Annotated in this window: 20 protein-coding genes and 1 tRNA gene; 19 read left to right on the top strand and 2 right to left on the bottom strand. The window is 53.9% G+C overall.

The window, feature by feature from the left end; all coding sequences use genetic code 11:
* The first annotated feature begins 105 nt into the window (after nucleotides 1-105).
* The 17 genes from PHT20_RS07265 (at nucleotide 106) to PHT20_RS07185 (ending at nucleotide 18,729) form a co-directional block, all read left to right on the top strand.
* Nucleotides 106-1,473, top strand: a complete 1,368-nt coding sequence (locus PHT20_RS07265) for a glutamine synthetase family protein (protein WP_300086638.1) — start codon at nucleotides 106-108, stop codon at nucleotides 1,471-1,473.
* 62 nt (nucleotides 1,474-1,535) lie between these two features.
* Nucleotides 1,536-2,945 carry an aspartate aminotransferase family protein gene (locus tag PHT20_RS07260; protein ID WP_301019995.1) on the top strand — a complete coding sequence of 470 codons (1,410 nt, stop codon included), beginning with the start codon at nucleotides 1,536-1,538 and terminating at the stop codon, nucleotides 2,943-2,945.
* A gap of 96 nt (nucleotides 2,946-3,041) precedes the next feature.
* On the top strand, nucleotides 3,042-4,211 hold the full coding sequence (locus tag PHT20_RS07255; RefSeq protein ID WP_301019994.1) for an extracellular solute-binding protein: 1,170 nt from the start codon (nucleotides 3,042-3,044) through the stop codon (nucleotides 4,209-4,211).
* A gap of 87 nt (nucleotides 4,212-4,298) precedes the next feature.
* Nucleotides 4,299-5,402, top strand: a complete 1,104-nt coding sequence (potA, locus tag PHT20_RS07250) for a polyamine ABC transporter ATP-binding protein (RefSeq protein WP_301019993.1) — start codon at nucleotides 4,299-4,301, stop codon at nucleotides 5,400-5,402.
* A 12-nt stretch (nucleotides 5,403-5,414) separates the two neighbouring features.
* Nucleotides 5,415-6,329 carry an ABC transporter permease subunit gene (locus PHT20_RS07245; RefSeq protein WP_301019992.1) on the top strand — a complete coding sequence of 305 codons (915 nt, stop codon included), beginning with the start codon at nucleotides 5,415-5,417 and terminating at the stop codon, nucleotides 6,327-6,329.
* Nucleotides 6,330-6,340: 11 nt separating this feature from the next.
* Entirely contained in the window at nucleotides 6,341-7,201 is an 861-nt protein-coding gene (locus tag PHT20_RS07240) for an ABC transporter permease subunit (protein ID WP_301019991.1), read from the top strand.
* 71 nt (nucleotides 7,202-7,272) lie between these two features.
* On the top strand, nucleotides 7,273-8,742 hold the full coding sequence (locus PHT20_RS07235; RefSeq protein ID WP_301019990.1) for an aldehyde dehydrogenase: 1,470 nt from the start codon (nucleotides 7,273-7,275) through the stop codon (nucleotides 8,740-8,742).
* A gap of 290 nt (nucleotides 8,743-9,032) precedes the next feature.
* A complete protein-coding gene (aceA, locus tag PHT20_RS07230) occupies nucleotides 9,033-10,352 on the top strand; it encodes an isocitrate lyase (RefSeq protein WP_300087881.1) in 1,320 nt (439 codons plus the stop codon).
* Nucleotides 10,353-10,648: 296 nt separating this feature from the next.
* The gene (gene thrS, locus PHT20_RS07225) at nucleotides 10,649-12,562 is read left to right on the top strand and encodes a threonine--tRNA ligase (protein ID WP_301019989.1); all 1,914 of its coding nucleotides are present in this window, start codon (nucleotides 10,649-10,651) and stop codon (nucleotides 12,560-12,562) included.
* 79 nt (nucleotides 12,563-12,641) lie between these two features.
* Nucleotides 12,642-13,235, top strand: coding sequence for a translation initiation factor IF-3 (gene infC / locus PHT20_RS07220; protein ID WP_301020013.1), 594 nt, complete (start codon nucleotides 12,642-12,644; stop codon nucleotides 13,233-13,235).
* A gap of 170 nt (nucleotides 13,236-13,405) precedes the next feature.
* Nucleotides 13,406-13,609: a 50S ribosomal protein L35 gene (gene rpmI, locus PHT20_RS07215; protein ID WP_078366696.1), complete on the top strand. Its 204-nt coding sequence runs from the start codon at nucleotides 13,406-13,408 to the stop codon at nucleotides 13,607-13,609.
* A gap of 25 nt (nucleotides 13,610-13,634) precedes the next feature.
* A complete protein-coding gene (gene rplT, locus PHT20_RS07210) occupies nucleotides 13,635-13,994 on the top strand; it encodes a 50S ribosomal protein L20 (RefSeq protein WP_300086730.1) in 360 nt (119 codons plus the stop codon).
* Between the two features lie 105 nt (nucleotides 13,995-14,099).
* A complete protein-coding gene (gene pheS, locus PHT20_RS07205; RefSeq protein WP_301019988.1) occupies nucleotides 14,100-15,176 on the top strand; it encodes a phenylalanine--tRNA ligase subunit alpha in 1,077 nt (358 codons plus the stop codon).
* Between the two features lie 47 nt (nucleotides 15,177-15,223).
* The gene (gene pheT, locus PHT20_RS07200; RefSeq protein WP_301019987.1) at nucleotides 15,224-17,659 is read left to right on the top strand and encodes a phenylalanine--tRNA ligase subunit beta; all 2,436 of its coding nucleotides are present in this window, start codon (nucleotides 15,224-15,226) and stop codon (nucleotides 17,657-17,659) included.
* 34 nt (nucleotides 17,660-17,693) lie between these two features.
* Nucleotides 17,694-18,026: an integration host factor subunit alpha gene (locus PHT20_RS07195; protein ID WP_301020012.1), complete on the top strand. Its 333-nt coding sequence runs from the start codon at nucleotides 17,694-17,696 to the stop codon at nucleotides 18,024-18,026.
* Between the two features lie 116 nt (nucleotides 18,027-18,142).
* Nucleotides 18,143-18,595 (top strand): MerR family transcriptional regulator, encoded by a 453-nt coding sequence (locus tag PHT20_RS07190; RefSeq protein ID WP_301019986.1) that lies wholly within the window; start codon nucleotides 18,143-18,145, stop codon nucleotides 18,593-18,595.
* Nucleotides 18,596-18,652: 57 nt separating this feature from the next.
* Nucleotides 18,653-18,729: transfer RNA gene (locus PHT20_RS07185), tRNA-Pro, on the top strand.
* A gap of 137 nt (nucleotides 18,730-18,866) precedes the next feature.
* Here PHT20_RS07185 and PHT20_RS07180 read toward each other — a convergent pair.
* Together PHT20_RS07180 and PHT20_RS07175 are read right to left on the bottom strand one after the other, a co-directional pair.
* A complete protein-coding gene (locus PHT20_RS07180; protein ID WP_300086737.1) occupies nucleotides 18,867-19,817 on the bottom strand; it encodes a histone deacetylase in 951 nt (316 codons plus the stop codon).
* Nucleotides 19,818-19,824: 7 nt separating this feature from the next.
* Nucleotides 19,825-20,349, bottom strand: coding sequence for a sigma-70 family RNA polymerase sigma factor (locus tag PHT20_RS07175; RefSeq protein ID WP_300086740.1), 525 nt, complete (start codon nucleotides 20,347-20,349; stop codon nucleotides 19,825-19,827).
* Between the two features lie 268 nt (nucleotides 20,350-20,617).
* Between PHT20_RS07175 and PHT20_RS07170 the strand changes: the two genes are divergently transcribed.
* On the top strand, nucleotides 20,618-21,598 hold the full coding sequence (locus PHT20_RS07170; protein ID WP_300086743.1) for a substrate-binding domain-containing protein: 981 nt from the start codon (nucleotides 20,618-20,620) through the stop codon (nucleotides 21,596-21,598).
* A gap of 18 nt (nucleotides 21,599-21,616) precedes the next feature.
* On the top strand, nucleotides 21,617-24,244 hold the full coding sequence (locus PHT20_RS07165; RefSeq protein ID WP_301019985.1) for a hybrid sensor histidine kinase/response regulator: 2,628 nt from the start codon (nucleotides 21,617-21,619) through the stop codon (nucleotides 24,242-24,244).
* Nucleotides 24,245-24,258: the final 14 nt, after the last annotated feature.

Below are 24,258 nucleotides of genomic sequence, written 5' to 3'. Positions count from 1 at the left end.
CACCCTGTATTTGCTTTAAATGGCTCTGATTGTGAACCAATTTGCCCACCACAATGAGCCATGGACAAGCTGGCGTTTTGCCCTGGTTTGCCTCTGGAGTGCTTTATGAACGATAAAAAATCAATGACTTTCAATGATTTGGAGCAATGGCTCAATGACCGACGGGTGACAGAAGTGGAGTGTCTGGTGCCTGACTTGACGGGTGTGGCGCGGGGCAAAATTTTGCCGCGTGTCAAGTTCACCGAAGACCGTGGCATGCGCTTGCCGCAGTCGGTGGTGGCGATGGGGGTGACCGGCGAGTTTCCCGAAAGCGGGCCTTACTACGATGTGATCGACCCCACCGACAAAGACATGCAACTGCGCCCGGACCCGAGCACGGTGCGCATCGTGCCCTGGGCCACCGACCCCACGGCGCAGGTGATTCACGACTGCTTTGACCACCAAGGCAACCTGGTGCCGTTTGCCCCGCGCACCGTGCTGCGCAAAGTGTGTGACCTGTTTGCGGCAGAGGGGCTGCAGCCCATCGTGGCGCCAGAGCTGGAGTTTTACCTGACCGCCCGCAACACCGACCCCAACACCCTGCTCAAAGCCCCGATTGGCCGCAGTGGCCGGGCCGAGACCTCGCGCCAGGCTTACAGCATTGATGCGGTCAACGAGTTTGACCCGCTGTTTGAAGAAATTTATGACTACTCCGACAAGATGGAGCTCAACGTCGACACCCTGATCCATGAAATTGGCGCGGGGCAAATGGAGATCAATTTCTTTCACGCAGAACCCCTGGGTTTGGCTGACGAAGTGTTCTTCTTCAAGCGCACGGTGCGTGAATCGGCGCTGCGCCACGACATGTACGCCACTTTCATGGCCAAACCGATTGCCGGCGAGCCGGGCAGCGCCATGCATGTGCACCAAAGCATTTTGAACAAAGCCACCGGCAAAAATATCTTCAGCAATGAAGATGGCACACCCTCAGAGGCCTTCATGCATTACATCGGTGGCTTGCAGCGCTACATTCCTGCCGCCATGGTGCTGGTGGCGCCCTACGTGAACAGCTACCGGCGTTTGAGCCGCAACACCGCGGCGCCCATCAACATTGAGTGGGGTTACGACAACCGCACGGTGGGCATTCGCTCGCCCATTTCGTCACCCGCTGCGCGCCGCGTAGAAAACCGCGTGATTGGTGCCGATGCCAACCCCTATGTGGCGCTGGCCATGACGCTGGCCTGTGGTTATTTGGGGCTCAAAAACAAGATCAAACCCAAGGCCGAGATGAAAGGTGATGCGTATTTATCGCCCTACGCCTTGCCACGCAGCTTGGGTGAGGCGCTTGACTGGTTGCGCCGCGAGTCAGAGTTGCATGAAGTGCTGGGCAAAGAGTTCATCACCGTGTATTCAGAAATCAAAGAGCTTGAATTTGACGAGTTCATGAAAGTCATCTCGCCATGGGAACGCGAACATCTGCTATTACATGTATAGCTACTCATGCTTATTTAATAAGCGATAGAGGCCAATTTCTTATATAAATTGAGGAATCTTCCATGACATCAAACCCCGTCACCGCCACGCTCAACACCCAAGACATTCAGGCCTTGGACAGTGCCCACTTCATGCATCCGTTCACCGACCATGGCGACTTGGCCAGCCGGGGTGCGCGGGTGATTGTCAAATCTGAAGGCATCTACATTTGGGACTCTGAGGGCCACAAAATCCTTGACGCCATGAGTGGCTTGTGGTGTGTGAACGCCGGCTATGGCCGCCAAGCCCTGGCGCAGGCGGCGTTTGACCAGATGATGACACTGCCCTTTTACAACAGTTTTTTCCAGACCACCAACGTGCCTGCGGTCAAGCTGGCCGCCAAGCTGGCCTCGCTCGCACCCCGCGTGGGCGACCGCAGCTTTGAGCATGTGTTTTACTCCAGCAGCGGCTCTGAGAGCAACGACTCCAACGTGCGCATGGTGCGCCGCTACTGGGACTTGCTGGGGCAACCCCAGCGCAAGGTCATCATCAGCCGCAAAAACGCCTACCACGGCAGCACCATGGCGGGTGCGTCGCTGGGGGGCATGAGCGGCATGCATGCGCAGGGCGATTTGCCCATTCCCAACATCACCCACATCGAGCAGCCGTATTTTTTTGAGAACGGTTTGCCCGGCGAAACCGCGGACGAATTTGGCCTGCGCGCTGCGCGCTGGCTGGAAGACAAGATATTGGCTCTGGGGCCTGAGCGCGTGGCCGCGTTCATTGCCGAGCCGATTCAGGGCGCGGGCGGTGTGATCATTCCCCCAGCCACCTATTGGCCAGAAATCCAGCGCATTGTGGACAAATATGGCATCTTGCTCATCAGCGACGAGGTCATTTGTGCCTTTGGCCGCCTGGGACATTGGTTTGCCTATGAAAAATTTGGCTACAAACCCGATTTGGTGACGTTTGCCAAGGCCGTCACCAGCGGTTACATCCCGCTTGGAGGCGTGCTGGTGGGCAACCGTGTGGCCAAAGTGTTGATCGAGCAGGGCGGCGAGTTCAACCACGGCTACACCTACAGCGGGCACCCGGTGGCCTGTGCGGTGGCGCTGGCCAATTTGGACTTGATGGAGCGTGAGCAATTGCCACAGCGTGTCAAAACCGACTTGGCGCCCTATTTGGCGCAGTGCTTTGAAGCCATTGCCAGTCATCCGCTGGTGGGCTTGGCTGAAACCTGTGGTTTCACGGCCGGTTTGGTGTTGGTTAAAAACAAGGCCACCGGTGAGCGCTTTGCCGAGCACCTGGGTGTGGTCATGATTTGCCGGCGCCATTGTTTTGACAACGGCCTGATCATGCGGGCGGTAGGCGACCGCATGATCATTGCACCGCCCTTGATCATGACGCACGCCGACATCGACGAAATGATGCGCTTGGTGCGCCAGGCGCTGGATTTCACGCTGCAAGAGTTGACCCAAAAAGGCTCGCTGTGAGCTTTTTTAGTGTTTTCATTGGCGTGATTATTGCTAAGTGTCCCTAGGTTTAAACTCAGCTTCCCTTATGTGGTTTTCTCTTTAACGGAGTTTTTTATGATGAAAAAGTACCTTTGGTCATTTGCACTGTCTGCGGTGGTTTTGGCTGGCTGCGGTCAAAAAGAACCGCCTCCGGCACCAGTGGCTGCGCCGGCACCGGTGGTCAGCGCCCCGGCACCTGCCCCCGTGCCTGCTGAAGAGAAAGTGCTCAACATTTACAACTGGCCCGACTACGTGCCCGAGGGCATGATTGCCGCGTTCGAGAAAGAGTCTGGCATCAAGGTCAACTACGACACCTTCGAGACCAACGAAGCCCTGCACGCCAAGCTGGTGGCAGGCAACACCGGTTACGACATCGTGGTGCCCGGCAGTGTGTTTGCCAAACCGCAAATTGAAGGCGGCATGTTCCAGCCGCTGGACAAAGCCAAAATCAAAAACCTGGCCAATCTGGACGCGCCCATCATGGCCACACTGGCCAAAAACACCGACCCAGACAACAAACATCTGGTGCCATGGGCTTGGGGCTTTACCACCGTGGGCATCAACAAAGCCAAAGTCACCAAAGCCTTGGGCAAGCTGCCCATGCCAGAGAACGCCTGGGACCTGGTGTTCAAGCCTGAATACACGTCCAAGCTGAAGTCTTGCGGCATTGCGTACCTGGATTCGCCCACCGAGATCATCCCGGTGGCTTTGCACTACATTGGCAAAGATGCTTATTCCAATGACCCGGCTGACTACAAACTGGCTGCAGATATGCTGGCCAAGGTGCGCAAAGACGTGCGTATTTTCAGCTCCACCATGATTGACGACATTGCCGGTGGCAAAGCCTGCGTGGCGATTGGCTGGTCAGGCGACATCAACCAAGCCGCTGCACGTGCCACCGAGAACAAGTCCAAAGACGTGATCGAATCGTTGTTGCCATCGACCGGTGCGTTGATCTTTTTTGACACCATGGCCATCACCAAAGATGCCAAACACCCCAACAACGCGGCGGCCTTCATCGACTTTTACCTGCGCCCTGAAAACGCAGCGGCCATGGCCAACGACATGGGTTACCCCACCGCCAACAAGGCCGCCATGGACAAGATCAAGCCTGAAATTGCCGGCAACAAGTCTATTTTTGTGGAAGCCGACTACATGGCCAAGATGATTGCACCGTCGAGCTTCAGCAACGAAGCCCGTGAGGCCATGTCCACGGTCTATAACGGCTTTAAAAAGGGCAAGTAAGGCTCTTTAAGGTCGACCATCAGGCTGTTTGTACGCTGCGTATAAACAGCCTTTTTTATGTTTTGAATGAGTACAGAAGGCGGCACCATGGCTGATGTGAATCCTAAAAACGACTACCTGGTGACCGAAAAACTGGTCAAGCGCTTTGATGAAGCAGTGGCTGTGGATGAGGTGAACTTGTCCATCAAGCAGGGTGAAATTTTTGCCTTGCTGGGCAGCTCTGGCTGCGGCAAGTCCACCTTGCTGCGCATGTTGGCGGGGTTCGAGACGCCCACCTCAGGGCGCATTTTGCTCAGTGGGCAAGATGTGGCGTCGCTGGCGCCTTACGAGCGCCCGTTCAACATGATGTTTCAAAGCTATGCCCTGTTTCCGCACCTGGATATTTGGGAAAACATCGCGTTTGGTTTGAAGCGCGAGGGCTTGCCGGGCGCCGAGATCAGGCAGCGGGTGGGTGAAATGCTTGACCTGGTGCAACTCACCCCCTATGCCAAGCGCAAGCCGCATCAACTCTCTGGCGGACAGCAACAGCGGGTGGCGTTGGCACGCAGTTTGGCCAAACGCCCCAAAGTGCTGTTGTTGGACGAGCCATTGGGCGCACTCGACAAGAAGCTGCGCGAGCAAACCCAGTTTGAACTGGTCAACATCATTGAAAAAGTGGGCGTGACCTGTGTCATGGTCACGCACGACCAAGAAGAAGCCATGACCATGGCCGGGCGCATTGCCGTCATGAGCAAAGGGCGGGTGCAGCAAGTGGGCTCGCCGCAAGAGGTGTATGAATACCCCTCGAACCGTTTTGTCGCCGATTTCATTGGCAGTGTGAATTTGTTTGAGGGCAAGCTCAGCGTTGACGAGCCCGACCATTGCGCGGCTCAGACCCCCATTGGAGAAATGCATGTGGGGCACAGCGTGAGTGGCACATTGGGCATGCCCGTGGCGATGGCGGTGCGCCCGGAGAAGGTGAGCATTGGTAAGCAGGCACCGCACAACGTCAGCCACAACCTGTTTCATGGCCGGGTCAAAGAAATTGCTTATTTCGGGTCTTACAACACTTACATTGTGGTGACTTCGGGTGGTGTTCGGGTCAAGATCACTGAGCCCAATGGCTCTCACCTGGACTTGCTTGACATCACCTGGGAGGACGACGTGTATTTTTGGTGGGACGACACCGACGCCGTTCTGTTGCGCAACTAAGGAGCTTGAGGCATGGCACATTTTTGGGCTGCACCGGGTCGCCGTTTCGTTATCGGCGTGCCTTATACCTGGCTGGTGGTGTTTTTCTTGCTCCCTTTTTTGATTTTGCTCTACATCAGCTTTGTTGACATGGGCAACGACATTTCGCCGTTCAAACCGATTTGGGACACCACCACGGGCTTGCTCAAGCTCAAATACGAAAACTATGGGTCAATCTTCAGGGCAACAGACGATGGCGCGTGGTTTCAGACCATCTACATCGAAGCCTATGTGCGCTCCATCGGCTATGCCTTGTGCACCGCGGTGTTGTGTTTGCTGATTGGTTACCCGTTTTCATATTTCATTGCCAGATCCAAGCCCAGTGTGCGCCCGGCCTTGCTGATGATGGTGATGCTGCCGTTTTGGACGTCGTTTTTGCTTCGGGTCTACGCCTGGAAGGGCATTTTGGCCGACCAAGGGGTTGTCAACCAGCTGCTGATGGCGCTGGGCTTGATTGCCGAGCCCATTCAAATGCTCTATACCGATGTGTCGATGTTGGTGGGTATGACCTATGTGTACTTGCCGTTCATGGTGCTGCCGCTGTATGCCAATTTGGTCAAGATGGATTTTCGGCTGCTTGAAGCAGCTTACGACCTGGGCACCACGCCCCTGAAAGCGTTTTGGCTGATCACTGTGCCGCTGTCCAAAGCTGGCATCGTTGCGGGGTTTATGTTGGTGTTCATTCCGGCGGTGGGCGAGTTTGTGATTCCCTCACTGCTGGGTGGACCTGAAAACATCATGATTGGCCGGGTGGTGTGGGATGAAATGTTCACCAGCAACAACTGGCCGCGCGCCACGGCATTGGCGGTGGTGATGATTGGTTTGATTGTGGTGCCCTTGGCCTTGTATTACCACTACACCGCCGAACCGGCGCAGGCTAAAACCTAAGGGAGCAGACCATGAGAGCGTTTCTGTACCGGTACTTTGGCAAAGCCTGGCTGGGGTTAACCTTTTTGTTCTTGTACCTGCCACTGTTGTTCATGATGGTGTTTTCATTCAACAGCACGCGCCAAGATGCGGTTTTTACCGGTTTTTCGTGGCGTTGGTACGAGGCCTTGACGCGCGACACCAAAATTGTCGAAGGCTTTTGGCTGTCCGTCAAAGTGGCCACTTTGGCGGGCGTGGCCTCTGCGGTGCTGGCCACTTTTGCAGCTTTTGTCTTGGTGCGTTATCGGCGTTTCCGTGGTCGAACTCTGTTCTCAGGCATGGTGAATGCGCCGCTGGTGATGCCTGAGGTGGTGATTGGCTTGTCGCTGCTGTTATTGATGGTGGGGGTGCAAAACGCCTTTGGTTGGCCGCAGCGCGGCATGTTGACCATTGTGTTGGGTCACACCTTGCTGGGCATGGCCTATGGCATGGTGGTGGTGCAGTCGCGCTTGTTGGAGATGGATCACGCCATTGAAGAGGCCGCCATGGACTTGGGTGCCAAGCCGTTTCAGGTGTTCTTTTTGATCACCATGCCAAACATCATGCAAGCTGTGTTTGCTGCTTATTTGCTGGCGTTCACGTTATCTTTTGATGATGTGGTGATTGCCGAGTTTTTGTCAGGGCCAGGCGTCAACACCTTGCCGCAAGTGATTTTTGGCTATGCTCGCCGCGGCATCAACCCCACCATTTATGCCGCTGCCACCTTGCTCATTGTGTCTGTCACGGTGGTCGTCATCGCTTACAGCGTTTGGGTGGCGCGTCAAACGCGCATGCGCGAGCGTGAAATTGCCGCAGCAACTCGTGCTGAGTTAGCCGCTCTGTCCATCAAATAAGTTACATGCTTTTTAGGCCTCCAGCGCTTATGGAATAAGCGTGAGTAGCTACATTTTTTAAGTAATTTACCATGTCAAATTCAATTTATGACGGTCGTGCGGTGATCAACGGCCTGCGTGTATCGGCGCAAACGGGTCTTACATTTGACTGTATTTCTCCTGTGGATGGCCGGCTGCTGGCTCAGGTGTCACGTGGTGCGCAAGCCGATGTGGATGCCGCTGTGGCGGCAGCGCGCACTGCGTTTGAAGACCGTCGCTGGTCAGGCATGGCACCTGCAGCACGCAAGCGGGTGATGATCAAGTTTGCCGACCAACTGTTGGCGCACGCCGATGAATTGGCCTTGATGGAAACGCTTGACATGGGCAAACCCATCAAGTACTCCCGCGCGGTTGATGTCAACAGTGCAGCCAATTGTTTGCGCTGGTACGGCGAGGCCGTGGACAAAATCTATGACGAAATTGCCCCCACAGCAGCCACCGCCTTGGCGTTGATTACGCGCGAGCCCATGGGGGTGGTGGGTGTCATCGTGCCCTGGAATTACCCGATGATCATGGCCGCCTGGAAGATTGCCCCAGCCTTGGCGGCTGGCAATTCGGTGGTGCTGAAGCCCAGCGAAAAATCACCCTTGACGGCGCTGCGTTTGGCTGAGCTGGCGCTAGAAGCTGGTTTGCCGCCCGGTGTGTTCAACGTGGTGCCCGGTTTTGGTCCTGAAGCAGGCAGCCCGTTGGCCTTGCACATGGATGTGGATTGCATTGCCTTCACAGGCTCTACCCGTGTGGGCAAGCAAATCCATGTGATGGCCGGGCAAAGCAATTTAAAGCGTGCCTGGACTGAGTTGGGAGGCAAGTCCCCCAACATTGTGTTTGCCGATTGCCCCGACCTGGACAAAGCGGTGGCCGCCTCGGTGGGTAGCATCTTTTTTAACCAGGGTGAGAGTTGCAACGCACCTTCTCGGCTGTTTGTCGAGGCCTCAATTCGTGAGGCATTTTTGGAGCGTGCCGTGGCCTTGATGCCCAGCTACGCACCAGGCAACCCTTTGGATGCTGCCACGGTGATGGGTGCCATCGTGGACGAGACGCAGTTGAACAATGTCATGCGTTACATCGGTCTGGGGCAGTCCGAAGGTGCCAGCCTGTTGGCCGGGGGGCAGCGAGTGATGCCAGTCGCTGGTGGCTGCTACGTGCAACCCACACTGTTTGCGGGTGTGACGGCAGACATGACCATTGCGCGCGAAGAAATCTTTGGCCCGGTACTCTCGGTGCTGAGCTTTACCGATACCGCAGATGTGGTGAAGGCCGCCAATCAAAGCGTTTACGGCTTGCAAGCCGCGGTCTGGACGCGTGACATCAACAAGGCCCATGGGGTGGCGCGTGCCTTGCGCGCTGGCACAGTGCATGTGAACCAGTACGACGAGGACGACATCACCGTGCCGTTTGGTGGCTACAAGCAAAGCGGTGTGGGGCGTGACAAATCGCTGCACGCGTTTGACAAGTACACCGAAACAAAAACCACCTGGATCCGCATTGACAGCCCGGTGTGAGCTGTGTTGCGTCCCTTTGCTGCTTTTTTGATTTCGCTATGCAAAATTTCATTTTTATATTGTGAGATTTAGTGAGATCAACAAAGGTGTTTTGCTTGCCATTTCAAGAAATAAAGTTTCACATAGAGATAAGTTGTTTCTAACTTGTTGATTTATAGGTATAAAAAAATAGTCTTGTATAAGACATAAGATCAGGCTTTAGTCTTCTATAAGACTTAAAATATGAGCCATGGCAAGCAAAGCACACAAGCTTTTCAAGCCCACCTTTTCATCAACTCAGGAGTGATCTCATGCCTTCATACACCACCGAAACCTTGACCCGCGAGCAGCAAATTGCCGCCTTGGAAAAAGACTGGGCGACCAACCCACGTTGGAAGGGTATCAAACGCGGTTACAGCGCTGCAGACGTGGTGCGTTTGCGCGGCTCTTTCCCCATTGAGCACACTTTGGCTCGTCGTGGCGCAGAAAAGCTGTGGAACTTGCTGCACACTGAAGACTATGTCAACTGCCTGGGCGCGCTGACCGGTGGTCAAGCCATGCAACAAGTCAAAGCCGGTGTCAAAGCCATTTACTTGTCAGGCTGGCAAGTGGCTGCAGACAACAACACCTCGATGGCCATGTACCCTGACCAATCGCTGTATGCCGTCAGCTCAGTGCCAACCGTTGTCGAACGCATCAACAACACCTTCCGCCGTGCCGACGAAATTCAGCATTCCAAGGGCATTGACGCGGGCGACAAAGGTTACATCGACAACTTTGCACCCATCGTGGCTGACGCTGAAGCGGGCTTTGGTGGTGTCTTGAACGGTTTTGAATTGATGAAAAACATGATCAAGGCCGGTGCTGCAGGCGTGCACTGGGAAGACCAGTTGGCATCTGTCAAGAAATGCGGTCACATGGGTGGCAAAGTGTTGGTGCCAACCGCTGAAGCCATTCAAAAGCTGGTGGCCGCTCGCATGGCTGCCGACGTGTGTGGCGTGCCGACACTGGTGATTGCCCGTACTGATGCCGAAGCTGCGGATCTGTTGACCAGCGACTACGATGCCAATGACAAACCTTTCCTGACCGGAGAACGCACGGCAGAAGGCTTCTACAAATCACGCAAGGGCTTGGATCAAGCCATCAGCCGCGCCGTGGCCTATGCTGACTACGCTGACTTGGTGTGGTGCGAAACCGGTACCCCTGACCTTGAATTTGCCCGCAAGTTCGCCGAAGCTGTGCGCGCCAAACACCCTGGCAAATTGCTGGCCTACAACTGCAGCCCATCCTTCAACTGGAAGAAAAACCTGGACGATGCCACCATTGCCAAGTTCCAGAAAGAGCTCGGTGCCATGGGTTACAAGTACCAGTTCATCACCTTGGCTGGTATCCACTCCATGTGGTACAACATGTTTGACTTGGCTCAAGACTACGTCAAACGCGGCATGTCGGCCTATGTGGAGCGCGTGCAAGAGCCTGAATTCGCTGCGCGTGACCGTGGTTACACCTTTGTGTCACACCAACAAGAAGTGGGCACCGGCTACTTTGACGAAGTGACCACCGTGATCCAAGGTGGCAAATCCAGCGTAACCGCCTTGACCGGCTCCACCGAAGAAGAACAGTTCCACTGACCTGTTTTGAGATGATCAGGGCTGGCACTCTCGCAAGAGGCGCCAGCCCTTTTGCATGTTGGTGGCGCATGTGAGTGGGGTGTAAACGGGTCGGTTAAACTCAAAATATCGGCTTGTTGATGATGTCCAAGATTAGTTGTCATGTGATGGTGTTTTGAGTGATGATGACAATTGACATGACTCATTGCGCTTCTAGAAGCCGTTGATATTGCGTAAGCAGCTACTTTTTTCATAGTTCAAGCGCGGCATGTTCCGCGCTTTTTGTTTTCAAACGCGTTTTATTTTTGAGAGAAACCATGGTTCAAATCACTCTTCCAGATGGCTCGCAGCGTGACTATGCCCATTCCGTCACGGTGGCAGAGGTGGCTCTGTCCATTGGTGCAGGTTTGGCCAAGGCTGCATTGGCTGGCAAGGTGGACGGCAAAGTGGTGGATACCAGCTTTGTGATTGACAAAGATGCCTCGGTAGCCATCATCACCGCCAAAGATGCCGATGGGCTTGAAGTCATTCGTCACTCGACGGCGCACTTGTTGGCCTATGCGGTGAAGTCACTTTTTCCCGAGGCGCAAGTCACCATCGGCCCGGTGATTGAGCACGGTTTTTTCTACGACTTTTCCTTCAAGCGCCCCTTCACCCTGGACGACTTGGCGACCATTGAGAAAAAAATGGCAGCACTTGCGGCACTTGACGAACCCGTGGTGCGCCGTGTGTTGCCGCGTGATGAAGCTGTGGCGTATTTCAAAGGGCTTGGCGAGCATTACAAGGCCGAGATCATTGGTAGCATTCCTGCGGGCGAAGATGTCAGCCTGTACCGCGAAGGCGCGTTTGAAGATTTGTGTCGTGGCCCACACGTGCCCAGCACTGGCAAGCTCAAGCATTTCAAGCTGATGAAACTCGCCGGTGCTTATTGGCGTGGCGACCATAAAAATGAAATGCTGCAACGCATTTACGGCACAGCCTGGGCCACCAAAGACGAATTGCAGCAGCATTTGACCATGCTGGAAGAAGCTGAAAAGCGCGACCACCGCAAGCTGGGGCGCGAACTGGACCTGTTTCACATTGATGAATTTTCGCCTGGCACGGTGTTTTGGCACCCCAAGGGCTGGACCTTGTGGCAGCAAGTTGAGCAGTACATGCGCCAGGTCTACCGCGACAACGGCTACCAGGAAGTCAAAGGCCCCCAAATTCTGGACAAAGGGCTTTGGGAAAAAACGGGCCACTGGGACAAATACCGTGAAAACATGTTTACCACCGAGAGTGAGAAACGTGAATACGCGTTGAAACCGATGAACTGCCCTGGTCACATTCTGATTTTTAAGCAGGGCATCAAAAGCTACCGTGATTTGCCGCTGCGTCTAGGCGAGTTTGGGCAATGCCACCGCAATGAACCCACAGGCGGTTTACACGGCATCATGCGGGTGCGTGCTTTCACGCAAGACGATGGTCATATTTTTTGTACTGAAGATCAAATTCAATCCGAGGTGGTGGCATTTACCACCTTGCTGCAAAAGGTTTATCAAGATTTTGGCTTCACCAAGATCATTTACAAATTGTCAACGCGGCCAGAAAAGCGCATTGGTTCTGAAGAGAGTTGGGACAGGGCAGAACACGCGCTGGCTGAAGGCTTGCGCGCATCAGGCTGCGATTTTGAATATTTGCCCGGAGAAGGTGCTTTTTACGGCCCCAAAATCGAGTACACCTTGAAAGATGCCATTGGCCGGCCATGGCAATGCGGCACCATTCAAGTCGACCCCAACCTGCCAGAGCGCTTGGAAGCGGAATACGTGGGCGAAGATGGCGCCCGTCATCGCCCCCTGATGTTGCACCGCGCCATTGTGGGAAGTTTGGAGCGCTTTATCGGGATTTTGATTGAAGAAACCGCAGGCGCACTGCCGAGTTGGCTGGCGCCGGTGCAAGTGAAAGTGCTCAACATCACTGATGCACAAGTGGAATATGCCAAAAACGTCGCCAATACGCTGCAAAATCAAGGCTTTAGGGTTGAGTTAGACCTTAGAAACGAGAAAATCACGTATAAAATAAGAGAGCATTCCATGCAGAAAGTGCCTTACTTGGTCGTGATTGGCGACAAAGAAATGGCATCTGGTGCTGTTGCAGTGCGCGCCCGGGGTGGTCAAGACCTTGGAGTGATGTCAGTTGACGATTTTGTTCAAAGATTGTTGGTTGATGTTTCCAAAAAATCAAACATTTGATTCTTCGACATTTCTCACCATGCGTTGCTTTGTGCAGTGAAGCCACTTGAATGTGGCAAATTTTGTGAAGGATTAAGTCATCGCTACCGAATTTCGTGATCGCCGTCAACGCGAAGAACGCAAACACCGATTGAATCGGGAAATCATGGTGCCAGAGGTTCGCCTCTCAGGTGTGGAAAATGAACCCCTCGGTGTGGTCAGTTTGACTGAAGCGCTGCGCATGGCGGGTGAGTTGGATGTCGATTTGGTGGAAATTGCGGCAACCGCCACGCCACCAGTTTGTCGTTTGATGGATTACAGCAAATTCAAGTACCAAGAGCAAAAAAAGGCCGCTGAAGCCAAAGCCAAGCAAACGGTCATCGAAATCAAAGAAATTAAATTTCGTCCTGGTACCGATGATGGTGACTACAACATCAAAATGCGCAACATCAAGCGCTTTTTGTCTGAGGGTGATAAATGCAAAATCACGCTGCGGTTTCGCGGTCGCGAAATTACCCACCAAGACTTGGGTATGGCGCTGCTGAATCGCATTCGTGATGAACTGGCTGATTTGATTGTGGTTGAGCAGTTTCCTAAGCTCGAAGGTCGTCAGATGATCATGATGATTGCACCAGGCCGAAAGAAACCAGCGCCAGTCAAATCTGCTTCGGCAGACAGTGCGGTTACCGCATAAAGTTAAATCGGCTCAGACACCCTGAGCCTGATTCGAGTTTTGGGAAATGACACGTGTGTTGCTTCCCAATCCACAGCGGGGTGAAACCTGCTGTACCAAGTGGCTCGGGGCCATCAAGGCTGCAATGTGTTTGCAGACGCCTCACGAGCACAATGAAAAGGAGCATGAAGATGCCCAAAATGAAGACCAAAAGCGCGGCAAAGAAACGCTTCCGCGTCCGTCCAGGTGGTACCGTTAAACGCGGCCAAGCCTTCAAACGTCACATTTTGACCAAGAAGACCACCAAAAATAAACGCCATTTGCGTGGAGCAACTGCTGTTCATGAGACCGATATGGGACGCATGGCACAAATGTTGCCCTGCCGTGGTCTCTGATTAACGACGAACAAGGAGTAACACAATGCCTCGCGTCAAACGTGGTGTAACGGCTCGCGCCCGCCACAAAAAAGTTCTAGCCCTTGCAAAAGGTTTCCGTGGTCGTCGTGGTAATGTTTTCCGGGTCGCTAAAGAAGCGGTCATGAAAGCTGGGCAATACGCCTACCGCGATCGTCGTACAAAGAAACGTGTGTTCCGTCAGTTGTGGATTGCCCGTATCAATGCTGCTGCTCGTCAATGCGGCATGACTTACAGTCAGTTTGCCAACGGCTTGAAAAAAGCATGCATCGAGATTGACCGCAAGGTTTTGAGCGATATTGCTATTCATGACATGTCTGCATTTGCAGGCATCGTGGCACAGGTCAAGGCCAAGCTGGCTGCTTGAGTTTTTTGCTATATTATAAATAGCTACTTACGCACTATTTATAAGGGCTAGAGCTTGAAAAAGCCCTAGCCCTTTTTCCTTGGATTTATCATTTCAAGAATTTTTATGAACGATTTGTCTTCTATCATCGAGATGGCTCGCTTGGCCTTTGAAAAGGCACTTACGCCGGCGGAACTAGAAAACAGCAAAGCTTTGTTTTTGGGTAAGTCTGGCCGCATCACCGAACTGATGAAAGGGCTGGCTGCCTTGCCGGTAGAGGAAAAGAAAACGCGCGGTGCTGCCATCAATGTAGCCAAACAGGGCATTGAAGTCGCGCTCAATGCACGCCGACAAGCTTTGGCTGATCAAGAATTGCAAGCGCAGCTGCAAGCTGAAGCGCTTGATGTGACCCTTCCGGGCCGTCAGCGTGGTAGCGGTGGATTGCACCCGGTGTCGTTGACGCTGGAGCGCATTGAGTCGATTTTTGGCTCGATGGGTTTTGAGGTGGCACAGGGGCCTGAAATTGAATCCGACTGGTTCAATTTCACCGCGCTCAACACCCCTGAAGATCATCCCGCGCGCTCAATGCACGACACTTTTTATGTGGAAGGTGGCTCAGCGCATGCCCCCAACCTTTTGCGCACACACACCAGTCCCATGCAAATTCGGCATGCTGTGCAGCATGTGAAGAAGCACCGTGCTGCGGTTGACCCCGCACAGGCAAACCAAGGTTTGTTTTCTGGTGCCATGCCTGAAATTCGCGTGATTGCGCCAGGCAGGACTTACCGCGTGGACAGTGACGCCACCCATTCCCCCATGTTTCACCAGTGTGAAGGATTGTGGGTGGGTGAAAACATCAGTTTCAAAGACTTGAAATTTGTCTTTACCGACTTTTGCCGCACATTTTTTGAAAACCCAGACCTGGTGCTGCGCTTCAGACCCAGCTTTTTCCCATTCACCGAACCCAGTGCTGAAATTGACATTCAGTTCCCTAGTGGAACCTTGGCTGGGCGTTGGTTGGAAGTGGCTGGAAGCGGTCAGGTTCATCCCAACGTCATCCGCAACATGGGGCTAGACCCAGAGCGTTACATTGGATTTGCCTTTGGCATGGGTTTTGATCGATTGACCATGTTGCGTTACGGTGTGAACGATTTACGCTTGTTTTTTGATGGTGATCTGCGCTTTTTATCTCAGTTTCGCTGAGCGCTGTCACTTGCTTTGTTTTCTTGTCTGAACCCGTTGGATTGACTATGCAATTTCCTGAATCTTGGTTGCGCGAATTCTGCAACCCCTCCTTGAGTACCGCTGAGTTATCTGAAACATTGACCATGGCCGGTTTAGAGGTTGAAGAACTCAAACCTGTGGCACCCCCGTTCAGTCACATTGTGGTGGGTGAAATCAAGGCCACTCAGCAGCACCCCAATGCTGATCGGTTGCGGGTCTGCCAAGTGGATGTAGGGCAAGCAGAGCTTTTGACCATTGTGTGTGGTGCACCCAACGCCAGGGAAGGGATCAAAGTACCCTGCGCCTTGGTGGGGGCGCAATTGCCCCCCGGTGAGGACGGCAAACCCTTTGGCATCAAAGTGGGCAAGTTGCGCGGTGTGGAAAGTTTTGGCATGTTGTGCTCTGCGCGCGAACTGCAACTCTCAGAAGAGCACGGTGGTTTGCTCGAACTTGCCTCTTCGGCGCCTGTGGGTCAAAACATCCGTGATCATTTGCAGCTGGATGACACCTTGCTCACACTCAAACTCACCCCCAATTTGGCGCATTGTCTAAGTGTGTATGGCATTGCCCGTGAAGTGTCTGCGTTGAGCAACGCACCCTTGAAGCAGCTTGAATTTCCAAAAACCGTGTGTGCCATCACCGAAGTGCTGCCGGTTCAGGTGCGTGCGCCCGATTTATGCGGTCGGTTTTCAGGGCGTGTGATACGCGGGGTCAACCCCAAGGCCGAAACACCGGCTTGGATGGTTGAAAAACTTGCGCGTTGTGGACAGCGCAGTGTGTCGGCTTTGGTGGATATTTCAAACTACGTGATGTTTGAGCTTGGGCGCCCTACACATATTTTTGATTTGGACAAAATCAAAGGCGGTCTTGAGGTTCGTTGGGGTCGCGCGGGCGAGCAAATCAAATTGCTCAACGGCAACACCGTCACGGTCGATGAGCAGGTGGGTGTGATTGCAGACGCGGTAGCTGTCGAATCTCTGGCTGGCATCATGGGGGGCGACGCCACGGCAGTGTCTAACACCACACAAAACATTTATGTGGAAGCGGCGTTTTGGTTCCCCAAAGCCATTGCAGGGCGTTCCAGGCGCTTTAATTTTTCAACCGATGCCGGTCATCGCTTTGAGCGAGGTGTTGATCCAGAGTTGACAGTGGAGCACATTGAACGCATCACACAGCTGATTTTTGAGATTTGTGGCAACGCACAAACTGTTTGCGGCCCCATAGATGACCAAAAGGTGGCCATGCCTGCTACCCGTCAAGTCACTTTACGAGTGGCCAGAGCCACCAAAATTTTGGGTTTGCCCTTGACCCAAGCACAGTGCGCCAAAGCGCTCGTGAGTTTGGGGCTTCAGGTCACGGAAGGGGAGGGTGTGGTGCATGTGACGGCACCGTCTTACCGCTTTGATTTGCAAATTGAAGAAGATCTGATTGAAGAAGTGGCGCGCATGATTGGCTATCACAATCTGCCGCAAACCCCGCCCTGTGCGCCCATCACGGCCAAAATCCGGCCAGAAAACCAACGCTCAACTTTTACCGTGCGGCGTGCACTGGCAGCATTAGGCTACCAAGAAACCATCAATTTCAGTTTTGTTGAAGAGCGTTGGGAGCAGGAGCTGGCTGGCAACCCCAATCCGATTCGGTTGCTCAACCCAATTGCAAGTCAAATGAGCGTGATGCGCTCGTCATTATTGGGGTCGCTGCTCCAAGTTTTGAAATTTAACCTAGATCGAAAAGCGCAGCGTGTGCGTGTTTTTGAACTTGGTCGGGTCTTTCTGCGCTCATCCACTGTGAGTGACACAGACACAACAGTGCAAGGGTTTGACCAACCCATGCGCCTGTCAGGTTTGGCCACTGGCTCTGTGGACATGCCAGAGTGGGGTTGCAAGGTGCGTGCGGTTGACTTCTTTGATGTCAAAGGCGACTTGGAAGCCTTGATGGCGCCCATTTCCCTGACGTTCAAGCCTGCGCAGCATGCGGCGCTTCACCCGGGTCGTTGTGCGCAGGTCATTTGTGAAGGTGTGGCCATCGGTTATGTTGGCGAGTTGCATCCTAAATGGCGTCAAACCTACGACTTGGTGCAAACGCCCGTTTTGTTTGAGCTTGACTTGGATGTGGTCATGCGCCGGCAGATCCCTCAATTTTCAAACGTTCCCCGTTTTCAAGCTGTAGAGCGCGACATTGCCGTCATGGTCAATGAGTCAATCACCCATGACGCTTTGATGCAAGCCATCCGCTCGGCACCCACGGCTGGGTTGCTGAAAGACGCCGTGCTGTTTGACATTTATCGCCCCAAACCATCAGAAACTGCCAGCAGCGTGGCCACAGCTGCTGAAAAGAGCATGGCTGTGCGTTTGACCTTGAACGCCGAAGACACGGCTTTGACCGAGCAGCAAATCGAGACCACCGTAGCTGCTGTTCTGGCGAACTTGACAGAAAAAGTAGGTGCAAGGCAACGTGTTTGAGCGTGGTTTTCAATCGCTTCAGAAAGAAAGTTCTATGAACATGAATGTCGTTTCATTGGAAACCAATGCGCTCACCAAAGCCCATTTGGCTGATTTGTTGTTTGATCAAATTGGTTTGAACAAGCGTGAATCCAAAGACATGGTTGAAGCCTTTTTTGACCTGATTGCACAAAAATTGATAGCAGGTGAAGATGTCAAGGTGACAGGGTTTGGGAATTTTCAGATACGCACCAAAGCGCCTCGACCTGGCCGCAACCCTCGTACCGGAGAAAGTGTTCCGATTCATGCGCGTCGTGTGGTCACTTTTCACGCCAGTCAAAAATTGAAAGTGCAGATTCAAAATCAAGATGATGCGGGCGAGCCATGATTGCCAGCCATTTGATTGACGGGTGTCAATAGACTGTCTAAAGGTGAAAAGTTGACTTTACAAAACTCATCAATCTAGATTAGTCTCTGAAAATCTCATCTAATTCATTGATTTTTATGGAGAATGATCTTCCTCCCATACCGGCCAAGCGCTATTTCACCATTGGTGAAGTGGCGGATTTATGTGGCGTCAAACCTCATGTACTTCGGTATTGGGAGCAAGAATTTACCCAGCTCCGTCCCATGAAGCGGCGCGGAAATCGACGCTACTACCAACATCACGAAGTTTTGATGGTTCGTCGAATTCGCGAGCTGCTGTATGACCAAGGGTTCACCATCATCGGCGCCCGCAACAAAATGCAGGCACTCGTGTCAAATCATCCTGATTTGAAAACGTCAACGCTCTCGTCTGAGGTTGGTATTGAGGTGATTGAGCTGTCTGATTCGTTCTTGTCTGATGCGCCAGGGCAACCTGGTGGTTATGAGCTTCAAACGATGACGGTTGCGTCTTGGGAATCTCTTCGGCGTGAACTCCTGGCCGTTCGCATGTTGCTGGGGACTGACCCCTGACGCGGATGAGAAGTCGATCTGATTTAAGCCCCGATTACGGTTTATAATATGCGACTTCGGTGTGTGGCGCAGCCTGGTAGCGCACTTGCATGGGGTGCAAGGGGTCGAAGGTTCGAATCCTTTCACACCGACCAATAAAATCAAGGACTTAGCGCAGAAATGCTCTAAGTCTTTTCTTTTTTGAAGTGTTGATTTCACCCATTGTCCCAACGGTTGTCCCAATCGGCGGCGAAGATATAAGGTCAGCCTGTTAGATCAATTTCGATCATGTCTAAATTGTTCTGCACAGTGCGCGCCAGCGTTGCCAATATTCAAGCGCCACTCGGTATGTAGTGAATTGCACGCGTAAAGTGGACTCAATGTCACGCCCATAGCCGCCCGCCATGGTCATGACCAAAGGCACCTGGCGCTGAAAAGCCCATTCAAAGACACGGCGGTCGCGGCTCTGCATGCCAGCGTCTGAGACAGACAGTCGCCCCAAACGGTCATCTTCATGCGGGTCTGCACCCGCCAAATAGAAAATCAAGTCCGGGCAAAAGCGCTTCTCCAGAGAAGTCAGACCCTGTTCAAGCGCTTGCAAATAGTCCTTGTCTTGGCAGCCATCTGGTAATTCAATGTCGCAATCGCTGATTTTCTTGTGTACAGGAAAGTTTTTAGCACCATGCAGCGACAGCGTGAACACCGAGTTGTCATTGGTAAAGATGTGGGCGGTTCCGTCGCCTTGGTGAACATCCAGATCAATCACTGCCACTTGCAAGACTCGTTTGGGATATTGCAAGTGCTGCATGGCAAATTCGTGTTGCATCAGGCGCGCGGCTACAGCCACATCATTGAACACACAAAACCCGCTACCGTGCCCTGGATGCGAGTGGTGGGTTCCACCGGCCAAGTTGGTGGCAATCCAGCCACCGTTGAGGGCTGCGCGAGCCGCTAAAACGGTGCCTCCCACAGAGCGGCAAGCACGCTCGGCCATGCCTGGGCTCCAAGGAAAACCAATTTCGCGCTGGGCTGTTGCGCTCAAAGTGCCATTGAATACCGCGTCGATGTACGCTGGTGTATGCACCAGTTTGAGTTCGTTGGCGCTCACTGGTAATGCTTCATGCATTTCAATGCCCGGCATCTGAGCCACCAGGCGCTCGCGCAGCATGGCGTACTTTTGCATCGGAAAGCGGTGCCCCTGCGGCAGGGGCAATACAAAGTGGTCGGCGTAATAGGCGCGCATTCTCGATTTAGTTTCTAGGCACAAAGTCGCTCACGCGGCCTTGCTCGTCTGTGATCACCTGGCAAGCTGTACTCATGTGCGCACGCAAACGAACTCGCGCCCGCTGCACGCGTGACTTCGCTGCGCTCAAACTCAACCCTATGTGTTGGGCGTAGTCGGCTTGTGGCATGCCTTGCAGGTCACACAGGGTGATGGCCTCACGGTCCTCCACACCGAGTTCTGACAAAACGCGGGGCAGGCAGCCGGTCAAAATATCAACGGTTTCCACATCCTCAGGCACGGCCACCAGGTCTTCCGGCAGCTCTACCATGGTGTGTGCCACTCTCAGGTGGTCTGCCACAAGGTTGCGAGCCACTTCAAACAGCCAAGCGCGGGCGTTGTGCAGTGCGCAAAAACGGTCGCCTTGGCGCAAAGCTTTCAAAAACAGGTCTTGCAACAGGTCATCGGCCAAAGCGCTGTTGCCAAGGCGGTGACACAGCCAGCCACGCAGTTCGGCAGCGTGAGAGCTCCAGGCAGTGTTGAGACAGTTCATGGCGTTATTGTCAATAATAAACAGCGGCAGTATGCCGAGCCTCAACACTTTAAGATTTATTAATACATAATAGACCTCTAGAGCATATGGAATAAGCGCAAGCAGCTATGTTTTTGATTGTAAAAACTTGGTCATTATTGACGAATGGGACGAAAAAATCGTGTCATCGCTGATTCGGCAAAAAGTGACTCATGTCAAAGGCCATGCGTTCAGGCCATGGGTACACTGAAACTTGCTTTGAACACCCCACCCAACCCCAGGAGACTTTATGAAACTGTTGCATTTTTTGCCTGCTTTAGTGGTGGGGTTGGGCCTGTTAGGGTGTGAGCAAGCGGCCGTGCCCAACGTCACCAGTGCGGTGCAACCGGTGGCTGCACCGGTGCCGGCACCAGCCAACAAGCGCATTGGGCTGGTGATGAAAACCCTGACCAATCCGTTTTTTGTAGAGATGGAAAAAGGTGCCAGGCGTGCTGAAAAAGAGCTCGGCATTGACCTGAAGGTCAAAACCGCGGCGCAAGAAACCTCGATAGAGCAGCAAATCCAGTTGGTTGAAGATTTGATCGCCGACAAGGTCGATGCCATTGTGATTGCCCCCGGCGACTCGCAGCGCCTGGTGCCAGCACTGAAAAAAGCCACCGACGCAGGCATCAAGGTGGTCAACATTGACAACCATTTGGACGAGGTGGCGGTTAAAAACGCCGGTCTTGCCCCGATACCGTTCGTCAGTGTGGACAACGAAGCGGGGGCTTACAAGGCCGGGCAATTTTTGGTGAAGGGCGTCACTGCGCCCACCGAGTTGGCAGTGCTTGAAGGCATTCGCAGTGCTGACAACGCCCACCAACGAGCCCAGGGCGCGCGCCGAGCCTTTGCTGAAAACAAACACATTTCAGTGGCGGCCTCTGAGACCGCCAATTGGAAGATTGATGAAGCCTACAGTGTGACGAAGGCCATTTTTGCCAAACACCGCAACGTCAAACTGCTGTTTGCCGCCAACGACATGATGGCCTTGGGCGCCTTGAAATTTTTACAAGAAAGCGGCCGCACCCAAGTCAAGGTGGCGGGCTTTGACGCCCTGTCTGAAGCCCTGACTGAAATCAAGGCCGGGCGCTTGTTGGCCACCATCGACCAGCAAGCCGCCGAACAAGGCTATCAAGGCATTGCCTTGGCCAACCGCCTCAGCCACGGCAATGTTGTGCCCACGGTGACTTTGATCGACACCAAGCTGATCACTGCCAGCTCATTGCCCTGATTTTTCACGGCTTCAGCCATGACCTGGCGCTTCAACCTCACGGCCAAAATGCTGGCCTTTTTGCTGCTGGCAGGGGTGTTGCCGGTGGTGTTGCTGGGCGCGGTGGCTTTTGAAATCTCCAAGCGCGTGCTCATTGAGCAGGCTGAGTCTGACAACCTGCGCTTAGCGGGCAGCTTTTCGTCTTACTACCGCCTGTACCAAGATCAAATTGAAGACATGGCCGCCAACCTGGCTGGCAACCCAGCCATTGGGCAAGCGCTGGCACAGGCTGATGCCACCCAAGCCAGCACCTACAGCGCGCTGGAAATGCGCGCTCAAATGGGCTACATCTTGAACAATTACGTGCGGGTGCGCGGGCTTGACTCCATTCACTTGTTTTCTCGGGGCGGTGCGCATTTTCAAGCCGGGCAAACGCTCGATTTCAGCCAGGTGCAGAAAGCTGTGGCAGATGCGCTGCTGCAAGAGGCGTTGGCGGCGCCGGGGCCGGTGCTGTGGCGTGGCATAGATGCCAATTTGAATCAAAACTCAGACACCCCCAAAACCATCAGCGTGGTGCGCGCCATTCAATACTTCTCGCCCACCCGTGGCAGCTCTGAAGTGGTGGGGCTGCTGGTGATCAATCTCAATGATGAAATCATGCGGCGTTACCTGCAAGGCATCACCCTGGTACCCGGTACCCAGCTCATGGTGCTAGACCACCATGGCCAGATCGAGCTGCACTCAGACGCCAAGCAATTTGGGCGGCCGCTCACACCCGCGTTGCTGGCCTTGGTGCAAGCCGCGCTGCCACCGGCGCGGCTGGTGCTTGATGGCCAAGAAATGCTCATGGCAGTAGCGCCATCCACGCACCAGAGCTTGCTGGTCACGTTGTCGCCCCGTGCGCAACTGACTCAAAAAATCAACCAGTTGGGCATGGCCACGTTTGGGCTGGTGTGGTTGGCGGTGTTGACCATGTTGGGCTTGACTTGGTACTTTGCCAAAACCGTGGTCTGGCCGATTCGCGCGGTCTCAGAAGGTTTTGCAGCCATTGCCCGCAAGCCGCATGAACACCACCATTTGCTGCCCATTGGGCGGGTGAAAGATGAGGTTTTTCAGCTGGTGCAGGGCTACAACAATCATTTGCTGGCGTTGGATGTGCAGCGCCAGGTGGCGCAGCAGCTGCAACTGGCCAAAACCAAGGCAGAGTCGGCCAATCTGGCCAAAAGCCGGTTTTTGGCCACCATGAGCCATGAAATCCGCACGCCCATGAATGGCATTTTGGGCATGGCGCAATTGCTGTTGCTGCCGCACACCACGCCACAGCAGCAGCGTGATTACGCGCACACCATTTTGACCAGTGGTCAAAGCTTGATGAGCTTGCTCAATGACATTTTGGATTTGTCAAAAATTGAAGCCGGGCACCTGCAGTTGGAGCTGGCCGACTTTTCACCAGAGGCGCTGTTGCTTGAGATCCAGTCGCTGTTTGAAGGTGCCGCTTTGGCCAAAACCTTGCAGCTGTCGCACCACTGGCACGGCACGCCAGCCCAAGCTTATCTGGCAGATGCGCAGCGTTTGCGCCAAATGCTGGCCAACCTGGTGGGCAACGCCATCAAGTTCACCCGGCAGGGAAGCATTGTCATTGAAGGCTTTGAGCTTGAGCGCCAGGCGCACAGCGCGCTGCTGAAATTCGCTGTCACAGACACCGGAATTGGCATTGCCCCAGACAAATTAGATGTGTTGTTCAAACCCTTTTCGCAAGCCGACAGTTCCACCACCCGCGAATTTGGTGGCTCAGGCCTGGGGTTGTCGATTGTCAGCACCCTGGCACAAGCCATGGACGGCTCGGTGGGGGTGAGCAGCGAGCCAGGGCAGGGCGCGTGCTTTTGGTTCAGCGCGCGCGTTGGGCTGGCCGCGCCGCAGCTTGCAACATTGCCAGTGGCAAGCCGGCTATCCGTCTCAACTGCAGCGCCCGCCATGGATGCAAGTGCCGCCTTGCCCGCACCGCTTGAACTCCTGCAAGGCAGCGTGCTGGTGGCTGAAGACCACCCGGTCAATGGCCTGGTGATTGGCGAGATGTTGAAGCAGCTTGGGCTGTCCCACCATTGGCTCACTGATGGGCAGCAAGCGCTGCAACGCCTTCAAGCCGGTGCGCGCCCTGATGTGCTGCTGATGGACTTGCACATGCCGGTGATGGACGGCTACACCGCCACTGAGCGCCTGCGTCAATGGGAGCGTGACACCGGTGCCGGCCACCTGCCCATCATTGCCCTCACTGCGGATGCATTTGCCGAAGATCGCCAGCATTGTTTGCGGGTGGGGATGGACGATTTTTTAACCAAACCCATCACTCTGGAAGCCTTGTACCAAGCGCTCAAACGGTGGTTGCCAGCGGCAGCGCATCTGCCAGACAACACAAAGATGTTGCCAGCAGTTCCAGTTTCGAAGCCGCTGGATAGCTCACAATTTTTAAAACTGGTCAGTGAATTGGAGCCTTTGTTGGGTCAAAATAAGTTCAGTGCTTTTGGCAAATTGCAAGAGCTCAGAGGCATCACACAAGGTACACCGTTGGACACCGATATTCAAAAAATCACCACCTTGCTGCAAGCCTTCAGGTTTGAGCAAGCGTTGCTGCTTTTGCGTGAGGTGAAGGCTAAACCATTCAATTAACTGCACATCAGCGC

It is taken from the genome of Rhodoferax sp., from assembly GCF_028715765.1.
GTDB lineage: Bacteria > Pseudomonadota > Gammaproteobacteria > Burkholderiales > Burkholderiaceae_C > Rhodoferax.
Note: the sequence above shows the minus strand (reverse complement) of the source record. Positions and strands in the feature narration are given on the sequence as shown.